The sequence below is a fragment of the Streptomyces sp. NPDC053673 genome, from assembly GCF_055585225.1.
This window is the reverse complement of the sequence record NZ_JBVJKN010000004.1, coordinates 235,466-249,405: the sequence shown is the minus strand read 5'-3', so window position 1 is coordinate 249,405 and position 13,940 is coordinate 235,466. Positions and strand designations below refer to the sequence as shown.

The window sequence follows — 13,940 nt, the reverse complement described above, 5'->3', positions numbered from 1 at the left end:
CTCGCGGGCGCGTGGGCCTCACGGTCCGCCGCGCTGCGGCCCACCGCGCTCGGGCCGCGGGCCGCGGCCCGCCCGGGCTCAGCCGAAGACCGGGCCCGTGTACTTCTCGCCCGGACCCTGGCCCGGCTCGTCGGGCACGATCGACGCCTCGCGGAACGCCAGCTGCAGCGACTTCAGCCCGTCGCGCAACGGCGCCGCGTGGAAGGAGCTGATCTCCGTGGCGCCGGCGTCGAGCAGCCCGGCCAGCGCGTGCACCAGCTTGCGGGCCTCGTCCAGGTCCTTGTGCTTCTCGCCGTCCTCGGTGAGACCGAGCTTCACCGCGGCGGCGCTCATCAGGTTCACCGCGACCGTGACGATCACCTCGACGGCGGGGACCTCCGCGATGTCGCGGGTCATGGCGTCGAAGTCGGGAGACACATCGCCGGGGGTGGCAGGGGTGGGGGTCGCGTCACTCATGGAGCACACGATATGCGGTGGCCCCTACGGCCGTACGTACAGGGGCTCACCGGGAGGCATGGCCCCGGTCGGCAGCAGCGCCAGGTCGAGTCCCCTCACCAGGCGCGCCCTCAGCGTCTCGTCCGCCGCGAGCGCGCGGGCGACGCGCTGGGCCGCCTCGCCGGGCACCGCGTCCGCGGCGAGGACCAGGGCGAGGGTGCCGTCGGCGGTGCCGCGGCCGAGGTGGGCGCGGAGCACCGCGGGCTCGGCGGCGAGCACGGCCCGTACCGCGTCCGTGACGGCCGGGTCGGCCAGCGGGTCGGTGTTCGTCCTGCCCTCGGCGAGCGCGAGCAGCGCCCGGCCGGTCAGCTGGTACGGCACCGGGCCCGCCACATCCAGGACCAGGGTGTCCGCCTTCTCATGGGCGGCGGCTTGGAGCGCCTGGTGCAGCGGTACGGCGACGGGCCGGGCCTGTGGGTCCCACAGGGCCAGCGCCGCGATCGACGTGAAGGCCGGGAGAGCCCGCCGGTCCCCGGCGGTCAGCGTGGGCACGGCCATGTCGCTCGTCTTCTCGCGCCTGAGCCCGCGCACCCGTCTCCCACCACCGCCCTTGTCCGACGCTGCGCGGCCCCTCTCATCGTCCTCCTCGACCTCACCGAGCACGGCGACGACGGGAACGAGAAGCCGGGCGCTCCTGAGCGCTTCGAGCACCGGCTGCTCGGCGGTCCTGTCCTCGGCCCAGGCGGCGAGGGCCGCTTCCAGGGCCGGGTCGGCGGTGCCGTCGTCGTCGGAGAAACCGGAGTCGGGAATGTTCTTGAGCGCCACGCGACGAGCCTAACCTCCCCGGTACGAGTGCCTGTGTCACGGTCGCCGTGCGCGATCCGCAGACCGGTCGGAGCTGCGCGCGGTGTTCGGCGGCGCCTGCCCGTACATCGAGCGGCTGATGGGCCGGGTCGTGCCGGGGCACTGGCGGGAACCTGGCACTGAAGAACGGCCGGCTGCCGGAGCGGGACACCGGGCTGTGGGCGGTCCACTCGGTGGGGAGGGCCGGAGGACTGCTCCTCGCGGTGCTCTCCGACGGGCACCCGACACTGGCCGCCGGGATCGCGCGCGTGGGGGCGGAGGCACGCGCGGCGGCGGGGAGGCTGTGAGCCGCCCGCGCCGTCAGGTCCGGCGGCGGTCGCCGCGCCAGAGGACGACCGCCGCGGCCAGCAGGAGGGCGCCTAGGCCGCCGGTGACGGGGGCGAGCCAGCCGCCCGGGCCGTCGCCGGTGTCCGTGGCGGCCGGGCCGCTGCCGAAGTACCGCGCGCGATAGCCGGGGGCCGACGCGGCCTTCGCGTCCGCCGGGACCGGCTCGCCGCCCTCTTCGATCGCAGCGGCCGGGTCGACGATGCCGTACCCCTTGGCGTCGTCGCGTCCGCTCTTCGGGCCGCCGCGCGCGGTGTCCGCGAGAAGCCGCTTGATCCGGTCGGGGGTGAGGGCGGGGTGCGCGGCGCGTACGAGCGCGACGGCGCCGGAGACGAACGCCGATGCCGCACTCGTACCCCAGCCCTCGTAGTAGCGCCGGTCCGGGTCGGCGATGACGACATCGACGCCGGGAGCGCTGACCGTGGCGTACCAGCGGCGGGTGGAGAAGGACGCGTGGGTGCCGAAGCGGTCGACAGCGGCGACCGCGATGACGCCGGGGTAGGCCGCCGGGTACGAGATGTGGTCGCCCTTCTCGCCACCGTTGCCTGCCGACGCGACCACGACGGCGCCCTTGGCGAGGGCGTACTGGACCGCGGCGTCCTCGCTCGCGTCGGGGTGCGCGGACTCGCTGTCGTCGCCGAGGGAGAGGTTGATGACGTCGGCACCGTGGTCGGCGGCCCAGCGGATGCCCTGGGCGAGGGCGGTGCCGCGGGAGCTGCGGGCCTTGGCGCGGGCGGGATCGGTGCCTTCGAGGATCACCCGGATGGGCAGGATCTTCGCCTCCGGCGCGATCCCGAGGACCCCGTCCTCCCGCCCCGGGCCGTGCCCGTGCCCCGCGATGATCCCGGCCATCGCCGTGCCGTGCCGGGCCCAGGCCCGGTCGCCGCGCTTCGCCCCGAACCCGATGAGGTCCTTGGTCGGAAGCACGCTGCCCGTCAGGTCGGGGTGGCTGCTGTCGACGCCCGTGTCGAGCACCGCGACGGTGATGCCCTTGCCCTTGGTGGTCTGCCACGCCTCGTCGGTGTGCATGGCGTCGAGCGCCCACTGACGGGCCCGGATCCCGTCGGCCTGCGCGGGCGCGGACGAGACGAGCGAGAGCGCGACGGCCGCGGCGACGGCACCGGCCAGCCGCCGGGGCGTCGTGCGGCGGACGCGCGAAGGCTGCGCGGTCATTCGGGACGCTCCGGGGCCGGAGTGGCTGTCTTGCGCAGCGCACGTTCGATGCGGTCGGCGATGCCCTTGGCCTCGTGGCCGAGGCCCGCCTGGGCAGGGGCGGAGACAGCGCCGGAGGCCATCGCCTCCGCGGCGGGCTGCGGGTCGGTGACCGCACGCCCGTCGGCGAAGCCGGAGACGGCGTACACGACGACCGGTGCGTCCGTGAGGACGCTGACCGTCCAGCTGGCCCGCTGCCGGTCGCCGAAGCCCGCGGCGACGGTGCCGGGGACGGCGTAGGTCCGGGGCATGAGATCGGTCCGCTCGTCCAGGCCCTCGTCGGCGAACCGGGTGCGCAGGGCGGCCATCGAGGAGCGGTCCGCCTCCGTGAACACCATGCCGACCGTGGTGACCGCGGAGGCCGTGGCGTCGGTGTACGTCGCCCGGAGCACGCGCAGGCAGCCCACCGGCTGAAGCGTCTTGCTCAGCAGCGGGTCGAGCGTGCCCGCGCACGGGCCGTCGGGGGCGACCGCTGTCCGGGTCCAGACCCGGTCCGCGCCGCCGGGCCCCGCGCCCTCGCCCTTGAGGGTGCGCGGGAACAGACTGTCGACAGGGGCGCTGTGCCAGAGGGTGCGGGTGTCGGCGTAGCCCGTACGGGCCGCCGGTGAGGCGGACGAGTCGCCGGTGAGCCAACTCCCGGTGACCGCGCCGCCGATCAGCCCGAGCCCGAGGACGACGCAGGCCACGGCCGCGGCGGTACGCGCGGGGTGACGGGTACGGATCGGCCGCAGGCGTGTGGTGATCTCCGTGGGCGTCTCGGGGAAGGCGTTCACGTACGGCCGGGGCGGCACGCCGGGGTACGGCGTGCGGGGGAACCCCGGCGGCTGTGCGCCGGGGGGCGTCCAGGCCCGGGCGGAGCCTGCTGTCCCGGCACCGGGCCTCCGCTCCGGCGGGAGGGGAGCTGCGGGCTCCGCGGCGGAGTCCGGGTGCGAGGACGACGGCCCGACGCGCGGCGGACCCGACGGGCGCGGAGGTATGGCTGCCGCGGCCCGGGGCGCCGGTCCCGCCGAGCCGCCCTCGGGCACCGGCGGCGGTGCGAGGCGCCCGGATGCCGGGGTGTGCGGGCGCTGCCCGGGCACTCCCTGCGCCGCGCGCGGCGGGTCCTCCGGCGGCAGGGGCCCGGCGCCCGTACCGGACGCGGCCGCCGCGGACGTGGGGGGCGCGGACGCGGGGGGCGCGGACGCGGGGGGCGCGGACGCGGGGGGCGCGGACGTGGGTGGCGGGCCGGCCGGGCGCGGAGGCACGGCCCGGGTCGCCGGACCGTCCGGGCGACGGACCGCTGCGTCGCCCGGCACGCCGTCCGGCATGGCGGCCAGTGCGTCGCCCGGCATGTCGTCCGGCGCGGAATCTGCGCGCTGCGGTGCTTGCGGTATCCGGGGGGTTCGGGGCGCTTGCGGTACCTGGGCTCCACGGGATGCGGGAACACTCCCGGACGCCCACCGGCCCGGCACGGCCCCCGTGTCCGACGCGGCGTCCGCGGCCCCGGGCCGCGATGCGCCCGGGTCCGCCGGGTGCGAGCCGGGCTCAGTGGGCGCGGCCTGCGGTGCCGGTGTGGTGTCCGTGATCGGGCGCAGCCGGGCCGTCGTCTCGGCGGGCGTGGGCGGCGGCGGCACCGGACCGTCCGGCGGGAGCAGGATTTCCGTGATCCGGGGCGGGCGCGGCGGCACTGGCGGGCGCTGCGCTTCGGTGCTCATCCGCCCCCCGTTTCCTCGGTCTGGTATCGCCGCCGGATCGCCTTTCGGGGCAGGCCCGTTCGTCACCGTGTCTGCGTCACTCTAAGGGTTTGAGGACGCCGAACGGGAACGGGACCGCAGGCCCCGGGGGATCTGTCGCAGAACGTCCCCCTACCCTCCGGTAGACCACTCTGGCAAGCTCGGGCCATGACTCCCCGTGCCGCTGACCGAACCCGGTACGACCGGGCCACCGCGCATCTCGACGCACCACTCGCCATCGTGGATCTCACGGCGTTCGACGCCAACGCGGACGACCTGGTCCGGCGGGCCTGTGGCAAGCCGATCCGGGTGGCGAGCAAGTCCGTGCGCTGTCGTGCGCTGCTGGAGCGGGTCCTGGCCAGGGACGGGTTCGAGGGCATCATGTCGTTCACGCTGGACGAGTCGATCTGGCTGGCCCGGGCAGGCTTCGAGGACGTACTCCTCGCCTATCCGTCGGCCGACCGCGCAGGCTTCGCGGAACTGGCCGGGGACGCCAAGCTCGCCGGGGCCGTGACGGTGATGGTCGACGACCCCGCGCAGCTGGAGCTGATCGACCGGGCACGCGACGGCGGCACGGAGGAGATCCGGGTCTGTCTGGAGCTGGACACCGCGCTGCACCTGCTGGGTGGACGGTTCCGGATCGGGGCGCGGCGCTCGCCGCTCCGGGAGCCCGCGCAGCTGGCCGAGCTGGCTCGTGCGATCGTGCGCCGCCCCGGCTTCCGGCTGGTGGGGCTGATGGCCTACGAGGGTCATGTGGCGGGTGTCGGGGACGCCGTGGCGGGGAGCCCTCTGCGCTCGCGGGCGATCCGGCTGATGCAGTCCGCGGCCCGCCGGGAACTGGCGGAGCGCCGCGCGGCCGCGGTGCGCGCGGTGCGGGCCGTGGCGCCGGACCTGGAGTTCGTCAACGGCGGTGGCACGGGCAGCGTGCAGCACACGGCGGCCGAGGACGCGGTCACGGAGATCGCGGCCGGATCGGGCCTCTACCTACCGAGGCTGTTCGACAACTACACGTCGTTCAGCGGGCGGCCCGCCGCTCTGTTCGCCCAGCCGGTGGTGCGCCGCCCGGGCGTCGGTGTGGTGACCGTGCTCGGCGGCGGCTACCCGGCGTCCGGCGCCGCGGGCCCGGACCGGCTGCCGGTGCCGTATCTGCCGCACGGGCTGCGGTACGACCCGCAGGAGGGGCCGGGCGAGGTGCAGACCCCGCTGCTGGGCTCCCCGGCGGACGACCTGCTCATCGGGGACAAGGTGTGGTTCCGGCACGCGAAGGCCGGGGAGCTGTGCGAGCGGTTCGACTCGCTGCATCTGATCGACGGGGAGCGGGTGACGGAGACCGTAGCGACGTACCGGGGCGAGGGCCGCACGTTCCTCTGATCTCTGGCTCTGGCCTCTGGCCTCTGAAGGGCGCGGCGACGGCCACAACTACGGCTACGGCTACGGCTACGGCTACGGCTACGGCTACGGCTACGGTCTGACCGTGGAGCCGACTCCCCCGGAGACGTCACCGAGCGGGCGAATGCCCTTGATGATCTTGTCCATGTCACTGAGCGGCGGGGCGTCCGGGCCCGCGTCGAAGGCGAACCGGACGATGATCAGCGACTCGGAGCCGACGGCCGAGGGAAAGACCAGGGACTGGACGTAACCGCCGGGGCCCGCGCCGGTCCTCACCCGCCAGCGCACGAAATGCCCCGTGCGCCCGGCGACGACCACGGACTTCGACGCGACGGTCTCATGGCTCTTGATACCGCCGTGGATGCGGTTGCCGACGCGGTCGTTGTCGTACGCCCAGTCGGCGGCGATGCCCACGTCCTGGGTGGCGAGCTTCTCGGGCGACTTCACGTTGGTGATCGTCGCCGTACGGGAGGAGACCGTGCCGTGGTGGCAGAACTGGGCGGAGTCGCCGGGGCATGTGTAGGACTCGGCGGTCACCATGGCCGGTGCCGTGTCGACGTGGGAGTCGGACTTCTCCCAGCCGGCCAGGAGGGGCAGGGTGATCCCGTTGAGCTGGTCGACGAGAACGGTCGGGTCCGAGGGCGCCGTCGGGGCGGGCTTCGGGCTGTTCCCGGTGGCCGAGGGCAGCGGCGCGGCGATGCTCTCCGAGGACTGCGGCCGGGTGGTCTCCTCGTCGTCCTTGCCGAGTACGACGACTCCGGTGACGATCGCACCCACGAGGACCGCGCCTGCGGTGATGAGCGCGACGAGCCCGCCCTTGCCGATGCCGTCGCCGCCGGTTCCGTCGCCACCGGTTCCGTTGCCGCCGGTTCCGTTGCCGGTTCCGTGGCCGTGGCCAGGTGCGGGGGCCATGGACACGGTGCCGGGGGCCCGGGTGTGCCCGGTCCAGGCAGTGCCGTCCCACCAGCGTTCGATGGTCGGGGTACCTGGATCCGGGTACCAGCCCGGCGGGGTCGTCATGCTCATCCGGCAACCTTAGGGGCGGCCGGCGGACGGGCTACAGAGGGGTGACGTACGCACCCGAAATACCCCCGTCGACCAGAAAGTCCGTCGCGTTGACGAACGACGAGTCGTCGCTGGCGAGGAACGCCACGGCTGCCGCGATCTCCTCGGCGTCGGCGAAGCGGCCCACGGGGATGTGCACGAGCCGCCGCGCCGCCCGCTCCGGGTCCTTGGCGAACAGCTCCTGGAGCAGCGGGGTGTTGACCGGCCCCGGGCAGAGCGCGTTGACCCGGATGCCCTCGCGGGCGAACTGCACACCCAGTTCACGGGACATGGCCAGCACACCGCCCTTGGACGCCGTGTACGAGATCTGAGAGGTCGCCGCGCCCATCCGCGCCACGAACGACGCGGTGTTGATGATGGAGCCCTTGCCCTGCCGCTGCATGTAGGGGATGGCCGCCTTGCAGCACAGGTACACGGAGGTGAGGTTGACTTCCTGGACCCGCTTCCAGGCATCCAGGCCCGTCTCCAGGATCGAGTCGTCGTCGGGGGGCGAGATACCCGCGTTGTTGAAGGCGATGTCGACGCTGCCGTAGGTGTCGAAGGCGGTCCTGAACAGCGCCTCGACCTGCTCGGCGTCGGTGACGTCGACCTTCACGAAGGTCCCGCCGACCTCGTCGGCCGCCGCCTTGCCCGCGGCTTCGTCGATGTCCCCGCAGACGACGTTCGCTCCCTCGGAGGCGAGGCGGCGCGCGGTTGCCAGGCCGATGCCGCTGCCGGCGCCGGTGATGACGGCGGTGCGGCCCACGAGGCGGCGGCAGACAGCTGTGGTGTCGGTCATGTGGTTCAGGCCTCCGTGCTGATGAAGACGTTCTTGGTCTCGGTGAAAGCGGTGAGGGCGTCGGGGCCGAGTTCGCGGCCGAGGCCGGACTGCTTGTAGCCGCCGAACGGGGTCCAGTAGCGGACGCTGGAGTGGGAGTTGACGGACAGGTTGCCCGCGGCGACCGCGCCGGAGACGCGCAGGGCGCGACCGACGTCCCGGGTCCAGATGGAGCCCGAGAGTCCGTACTCGGTGGCGTTGGCCAGGCGTACGGCGTCGTCCTCGTCGTCGAAGGGGAGAACGACGGCGACGGGGCCGAAGACCTCTTCGGTGGCGATGGGGGCGTCGGGTGCTGCGCCCGTGACGAGGGTCGGCGGGAACCAGAAGCCCGGTCCCTCGGGGGCGCTGCCGCGGACCACGGCAAGGTCATCGGTGACATATGACCGTACGCGGTCCAGTTGCGTCCGCGAGATGAGTGGCCCCATCTGTGTGCTCTCGTCCGCCGGGTCGCCCACCACGACCGATTTCAGGGCCGGGGCGAGCCGGTCCAGGAAGTCGTCGTACACGGAGCGCTGGACGAGGATGCGGGTGCGGGCGCAGCAGTCCTGGCCGCTGTTGTCGAGGAACGACATGGGGGCGGCGGCGGCCGCGGCTTCGATGTCGGCGTCGGCGAAGACGATGTTGGGGCTCTTGCCGCCGAGTTCGAGGGTCACGCGCTTCACACGCTCCGCGCAGAGCGACATGATCTGCTTGCCGATCCGGGTGGAGCCGGTGAACACGATCTTGGCGACATCCGGGTGGCGTACGAGCGCGTCGCCCGCGATGTCGCCGCGTCCGGGCAGCACCTGGAACAGCCCCTCCGGGAGGCCCGCTTCCAGGGCGAGTCCGGCGAGCCGCAGGGCTGTCAGCGGCGTCGTCTCGGCGGGCTTGAGGATGACCGCGTTGCCGGCGGCGAGCGCCGGGGCCGTGCCCCAGGCGGCGATCGGCATGGGGAAGTTCCACGGCGCGATGACGCCGATGACGCCGAGCGGTTCGAGGATCGTGAGGTCGAGACCGCCGGGTACGGGGATCTGGCGGCCGGTGAGCCGTTCCACCCCCCCGGCGGCGTAGTCGAGCAGGTCACGGACGTTGCCGGCTTCCCAGCGGGCGTTGCCGATGGTGTGGCCGGCCTCGCGGACCTCCAGCCCCGCCAGTTCCTCGATGTGGTCGTCGACGACGGCGGCGAAGCGCCGCAGCAGCCGGGCGCGGTCGGCGGGGGCCGCGGCCGCCCAGCCGCGCTGGGCGCGTGCCGCCCGTTCGACGGCGGCGTCGACGTCCTGTCGCCCGGCTCCGGGGACGGTGGCGATGACTTCCTCGGTGGCCGGGTTCAGCACATCGAGTTCGTACGGTTGCGACAAGTGGTGCCTCACATGCGTTCGAAGGAGCGGCGGAGCTCCCAGTCGGTCACCGCGGCGTCGAAGGCTTCGAGTTCGACCCGCGCCATGTTGCGGTAGTGGGCGACGACCTCGTCGCCGAACGCGGCCTTGGCGATGGGGCTGTTCTCCCACAGCTCGGCGGCCTCGCGGAGGGTGGTCGGGACGTGTGCGTAGTCGGCGGTGTAGGCGTTGCCCGCGCAGACCTCGGGGAGTTCCAGCTGCTGCTCGATGCCGTACAGCCCGGCCGCGACCAGTCCGGCGACGGCGAGGTGCGGGTTGACGTCACCGCCGGGGAGCCGGTTCTCGAAGCGCATCGAGCGGCCGTGGCCGACGACGCGCAGCGCGCAGGTGCGGTTGTCGTAGCCCCAGGCGACGGCGGTGGGGGCGAAGGAGCCGGGCTGGAAGCGCTTGTACGAGTTGATGTTCGGCGCGTAGAGCAGGGAGAAGTCGCGCAGCGCTGCGAGCTGGCCGGCGAGGAAGTGCCGCATGACCTGTGACATTCCATGCTCTTGGCCGTTCCCGTCGCCGGCCATGGCGTTACGGCCGTCCGCGTCGGCGAGCGAGAGGTGGATGTGGCAGGAGTTGCCCTCGCGCTCGTTGTACTTGGCCATGAAGGTGAGGGAGACGCCTTCCTGGGCGGCGATCTCCTTGGCACCGGTCTTGTAGATGGCGTGCTGGTCGCAGGTGACGAGGGCCTCGTCGTACTTGAAGGCGATCTCGTGCTGGCCGGGGTTGCACTCGCCCTTGGCGGACTCGACGGTCAGTCCGGCCGCGGCCATGTCGTTGCGGATCCGGCGCAGCAGCGGCTCGATGCGGCCGGTGCCGAGCACCGAGTAGTCGATGTTGTACTGGTTGGCCGGGGTGAGGCCGCGGTAGTCGCGGTCCCAGGCCTGCTCGTACGTGTCCCTGAAGACGATGAACTCGAGTTCGGTGCCGACCTGGGCGGTGTAGCCGTGCTCGGCGAGACGCTCCAGCTGGCGGCGGAGGATCTGCCGGGGGGCGGCCACGACGGGCGCGCCGTCGTTCCAGGCGAGGTCGGCGATCAGCATCGCCGTTCCCTCGTTCCAGGGGACGCGCCGCAGGGTGGCGAGGTCGGGGTGCATGGCGAAGTCGCCGTAGCCGCGGTCCCAGGAGGACATCTCGTAGCCGTCCACCGTGTTCATCTCGGTGTCGACGGCGAGGAGGTAGTTGCAGCCCTCGGTGCCGTGCTCAAGGACCTCGTCGAGGAAGAACGGCGCGGCGAACCGCTTGCCCTGGAGCCTCCCCTGCATGTCGGGGAAGGCCAGGACTACCGTGTCGATCTCACCGCTCGCGACGAGGGCTCTCAGTTCCTCGACGCTCAGCGGGGGTGTGCGGTCTGCCACGGGATCTGCCTCCTAAGGTCAGCCGGGAGCCATAAGGTATTGCCGAAGACCATTGCTTGGGAAGGGGAAACCGCAACGTGGCGCTGTGTCTTCCCGGGGCGCAACCCCCGGACCCCCGGCCGAGAAGCACGTCAGCAGGGCTGGACGGAATGCGATCGCGAGGTGGATCCCAGTGAGGAACAGCGAGCCGGAGGACCGGCTGACGTCCGTGCTGCGGCCGGTACGAGCAGGCAACGGCTTCGAGGAGGCACTGGAGCAGATCCTCCAGGTGGTACGGCTCGGACTGGTGCCCGGTGGGGAGCGGCTGCCCGCCGAGCGCGAGCTGGCCGACCGGATGGGAATCAGCCGCGTCACGCTCCGCGAGGTGCTCAAGGTGCTCCAGGAAGAGGGTCTGGTGGAGAGCCGGCGCGGCCGCTACGGCGGCACGTTCGTCCTGCACCGGCCGCGTACCGCCGGCGAGGACGAGCTGCGCCGCCGTATCGCGGCGGTCGATGTCGAGGACACGCTCCGCTTCCGCGAGGTGCTCGAGGTGGGCGCCGCCGGGCTGTGCGCGGCGCACGGCCTCACCGACGACGGCGCCGACCGGCTGCGTACGGCCCTGGCGGCGACGCACGACGCGCCGCTCGACGACTACCGGCGGTGCGACACGCTGCTGCATCTCACCCTCGCGGAGCTCTCCGGTTCACCCACCCTGACCAAGCAGTACGCGGCCGTCCGGGCAACCGTGAACGATCTTCTGGACTGCATTCCGCTGCTCGTACGCAATCTTGAGCACTCCCAGCAGCAGCATGTCGCTCTGGTGGAGGCGGTGCTCGACGGGGACGCCGACGCGGCGCGCGAGGTGATGCGTGAGCACTGCTCGGGCACGGCGGCGCTGCTGCGCGGCTTCCTCACGTGATCCTGCTGCCCGCAGCCGCGGCGCGCCGCACCGGCGTAACCCGAAAGTAACGCACGGGTCTTGCATTTCCCCCGCGCACACCGCAAAGGTATGGCTCCATTCCATTGGGCCCGACGCGGGAGCTCTGCCATGACGCTGGAAGACACCACCGGGAGCAACACACCACCGCCGGACGACTATCTCGAGCGCCGCACTCTGCGGCGCGGCAGCGCAGGCTGGCTGCTGCTCACCGGGCTCGGTGTCGCCTACGTCGTCTCCGGCGACTTCTCGGGCTGGAACATCGGCCTGTCCAAGGGCGGCTTCGGCGGTCTCGCCGCGGCGACCGTGCTCATGGGGCTGATGTACGCCTGCCTCGTCTTCGCGCTCGCCGAACTCTCCGCCATCCTGCCGACGGCGGGCGGCGGCTACGGCTTCGCGCGCCGTGCGCTCGGTACCTGGGGCGGCTTCCTCACCGGTACGGCGATCCTCATCGAGTACATCCTCGCGCCCGCCGCCATCTCCATCTTCATCGGCGACTACGTCGAATCGCTCGGGCTGTTCGGTCTGGAGTCGGGCTGGCCCGTCTATCTCGCCTGCTTCGCGGTGTTCATAGGCATCCACCTGTGGGGCGTGGGCGAGGCACTGCGCTTCAGCCTCGTCGTCACCGCCATCGCGGTGGCCGCGCTGCTGATCTTCGCGCTCGGCGCGCTCACCGACTTCCAGGTCGGCGGCCTCGACGACATCCCGGTCGACAAGCAGGCCTTCGGCGCCAACTCGTGGCTGCCGTTCGGCCTGCTGGGCATCTGGGCGGCGTTCCCGTTCGGCATGTGGTTCTTCCTCGGCGTCGAGGGTGTACCGCTCGCCGCCGAGGAGGCCAAGGACCCGGTCCGCTCCATGCCGAGGGCGCTCGCCGTCTCGATGGGCATCCTCGTCCTGCTCGCCGTTCTCACGTTCTTCGCGTCCACCGGGGCGCGTGGCTCGGCCGCCATCCAGGAAGCCGGCAACCCGCTGGTCGTGGCTTTGCAGGGCGACGGCGACCCGACCGCGCTGAGCCGCTTCGTCAACTACGCGGGCCTCGCGGGCCTCGTGGCGTCGTTCTTCTCGCTGATCTACGCCGGGTCGCGACAGCTGTTCGCCCTGTCCAGGGCCGGCTACCTGCCCCGTTTCCTCTCCCTGACCAGTCGCCGCAAGTCCCCCTACCTGGGGCTGCTGATCCCCGGCGCGATCGGCTTCGCGCTCGCGGCCGGCACCGGGGACGGGGCGCGGATGCTGAACATCGCCGTGTTCGGCGCGACCATCTCGTACGCGCTGATGGCGCTGTCCCACATCGTGCTGCGGCGCCGGGAGCCGGAGCTGCCGCGGCCGTACCGCACCCCGGGCGGCGTGGTGACCTCGTCCGTCGCCTTCGTCCTCGCGCTGTCCGCGCTGGTGGCGACCTTCCTGGTGGACAAGGACGCGGCCGTCATCGCCCTGGTGGTGTACGGCGTCGCCCTCGCGTACTTCGCCTTCTACAGTCGGCACCACCTGGTGGCCCGTGCGCCGGAAGAGGAGTTCGCGGCGCTCGCCGCCGCCGAGGCCGAGCTCGAACGCGACTGACTCCCCCCGTCCACGGCCGAACCGGAGGAACCCCACCGTGACCCTGCCGCTCATCGGCGTCAGCACCTACCTGGACAAGGCCTCGTGGGGCGTGTGGCAGCTGCCCGCCGCACTGCTGCCCGAGGGCTATCCGCGCCTCGTCCAGTCGGCGGGCGGTATCGCCGCGATGCTTCCGCCCGACGACCCCGGGCGCGCCGCGTCCGCGGTCGCCCGGCTGGACGGGCTCGTCGTCGCCGGCGGCCCGGATGTGGAGCCCGTACGGTACGGGGCCGAGACCGACCCGCGCACCGGCCCGCCGGCGCGGGAGCGGGACGCGTGGGAGCTCGCCCTGATCGAGGCGGCGCTCGCGTCCGGGACGCCGCTGCTCGGGATCTGCCGGGGCATGCAGCTGCTGAACGTGGCCCTGGGCGGCACGCTCGTCCAGCACCTCGAAGGGCATGTGAAGGAGACCGGGGTCTTCGGACACCACCCGGTGACCCCGGTGGCGGGGACGCGGTACGCCGCCCTCGTACCGGAGGAGTCCTCGGTGCCGACGTACCACCACCAGTCGGTGGACCGCCTCGGTGAGGGGCTCGTCGTCTCGGCCCACGCGGCGGACGGGACGGTGGAGGCGGTCGAGCTCCCGGACCCCGCCTGGGTCCTGGGCGTCCAGTGGCACCCGGAGATGGGCGAGGACACGCGTGTCATGCGGGGGCTGGTGCGGGCGGCTTCCTGAGAGGGGTCTGCGGGCCGCGTCCCGGGGGCGGTCGGCCCGGTGTCGGCCGCGGCGGACGACCGCCGCGGCCGACACCGCGTTTCCTCCGAACGCGTGTACCGGCAGGGGGCCGATCACCCGCCTGCACGGCCTGACGTGCGGACGGAACGGCCGACCGCGAGCCTGGGGCTCAGTCATCCACCGATGGGCGTCGCCTTCCTTCGCCCGCCCGGTAC

General features: G+C 73.0%; 12 protein-coding genes. 4 read left to right on the top strand and 8 right to left on the bottom strand.

Annotation, left to right across the window (positions count from 1 at the left end; genetic code table 11):
- Window positions 1-78: 78 nt before the first annotated feature.
- The 4 genes from ACZ6ZQ_RS08680 to ACZ6ZQ_RS08665 form a co-directional block, all read right to left on the bottom strand.
- Complete coding sequence (locus ACZ6ZQ_RS08680; protein ID WP_469767837.1) at window positions 79-456, bottom strand: DUF1844 domain-containing protein; 378 nt, start codon at window positions 454-456, stop codon at window positions 79-81.
- A 24-nt stretch (window positions 457-480) separates the two neighbouring features.
- Entirely contained in the window at window positions 481-1,260 is a 780-nt protein-coding gene (locus tag ACZ6ZQ_RS08675; protein ID WP_469767836.1) for an SseB family protein, read from the bottom strand.
- Between the two features lie 339 nt (window positions 1,261-1,599).
- The gene (gene mycP / locus ACZ6ZQ_RS08670; RefSeq protein ID WP_469767835.1) at window positions 1,600-2,796 is read right to left on the bottom strand and encodes a type VII secretion-associated serine protease mycosin; all 1,197 of its coding nucleotides are present in this window, start codon (window positions 2,794-2,796) and stop codon (window positions 1,600-1,602) included.
- A complete protein-coding gene (locus ACZ6ZQ_RS08665; RefSeq protein WP_469767834.1) occupies window positions 2,793-3,626 on the bottom strand; it encodes a hypothetical protein in 834 nt (277 codons plus the stop codon). Before ACZ6ZQ_RS08665 ends, mycP begins: the two co-directional genes overlap by 4 nt.
- A gap of 1,089 nt (window positions 3,627-4,715) precedes the next feature.
- Here ACZ6ZQ_RS08665 and ACZ6ZQ_RS08660 point away from each other — a divergent pair.
- Window positions 4,716-5,918 (top strand): amino acid deaminase/aldolase, encoded by a 1,203-nt coding sequence (locus ACZ6ZQ_RS08660; RefSeq protein WP_469767833.1) that lies wholly within the window; start codon window positions 4,716-4,718, stop codon window positions 5,916-5,918.
- Between the two features lie 90 nt (window positions 5,919-6,008).
- On the opposite strand, the gene ACZ6ZQ_RS08655 is transcribed toward ACZ6ZQ_RS08660, so the two are convergent.
- From ACZ6ZQ_RS08655 to ACZ6ZQ_RS08640, 4 genes are read right to left on the bottom strand one after another with little or no spacing between them, the layout of a single operon-like run.
- Complete coding sequence (locus ACZ6ZQ_RS08655; protein WP_469767832.1) at window positions 6,009-6,962, bottom strand: DUF2510 domain-containing protein; 954 nt, start codon at window positions 6,960-6,962, stop codon at window positions 6,009-6,011.
- A 31-nt stretch (window positions 6,963-6,993) separates the two neighbouring features.
- Entirely contained in the window at window positions 6,994-7,779 is a 786-nt protein-coding gene (locus ACZ6ZQ_RS08650) for a 3-oxoacyl-ACP reductase (protein ID WP_469767831.1), read from the bottom strand.
- A 5-nt stretch (window positions 7,780-7,784) separates the two neighbouring features.
- On the bottom strand, window positions 7,785-9,155 hold the full coding sequence (locus tag ACZ6ZQ_RS08645) for an aldehyde dehydrogenase family protein (protein ID WP_469767830.1): 1,371 nt from the start codon (window positions 9,153-9,155) through the stop codon (window positions 7,785-7,787).
- Window positions 9,156-9,163: 8 nt separating this feature from the next.
- Window positions 9,164-10,537 (bottom strand): glutamine synthetase family protein, encoded by a 1,374-nt coding sequence (locus ACZ6ZQ_RS08640; protein ID WP_469767829.1) that lies wholly within the window; start codon window positions 10,535-10,537, stop codon window positions 9,164-9,166.
- Between the two features lie 172 nt (window positions 10,538-10,709).
- Here ACZ6ZQ_RS08640 and ACZ6ZQ_RS08635 point away from each other — a divergent pair, with 172 nt between their 5' ends.
- The 3 genes from ACZ6ZQ_RS08635 to ACZ6ZQ_RS08625 all read left to right on the top strand — a co-directional run bounded on the left by ACZ6ZQ_RS08635 (window position 10,710) and on the right by ACZ6ZQ_RS08625 (window position 13,725).
- A complete protein-coding gene (locus ACZ6ZQ_RS08635) occupies window positions 10,710-11,435 on the top strand; it encodes a FadR/GntR family transcriptional regulator (RefSeq protein ID WP_469767828.1) in 726 nt (241 codons plus the stop codon).
- A gap of 129 nt (window positions 11,436-11,564) precedes the next feature.
- Window positions 11,565-13,010 carry an ethanolamine permease gene (eat, locus tag ACZ6ZQ_RS08630; protein WP_469767827.1) on the top strand — a complete coding sequence of 482 codons (1,446 nt, stop codon included), beginning with the start codon at window positions 11,565-11,567 and terminating at the stop codon, window positions 13,008-13,010.
- A 37-nt stretch (window positions 13,011-13,047) separates the two neighbouring features.
- Window positions 13,048-13,725 (top strand): gamma-glutamyl-gamma-aminobutyrate hydrolase family protein, encoded by a 678-nt coding sequence (locus ACZ6ZQ_RS08625; protein ID WP_469767826.1) that lies wholly within the window; start codon window positions 13,048-13,050, stop codon window positions 13,723-13,725.
- Window positions 13,726-13,940 lie beyond the last annotated feature (215 nt).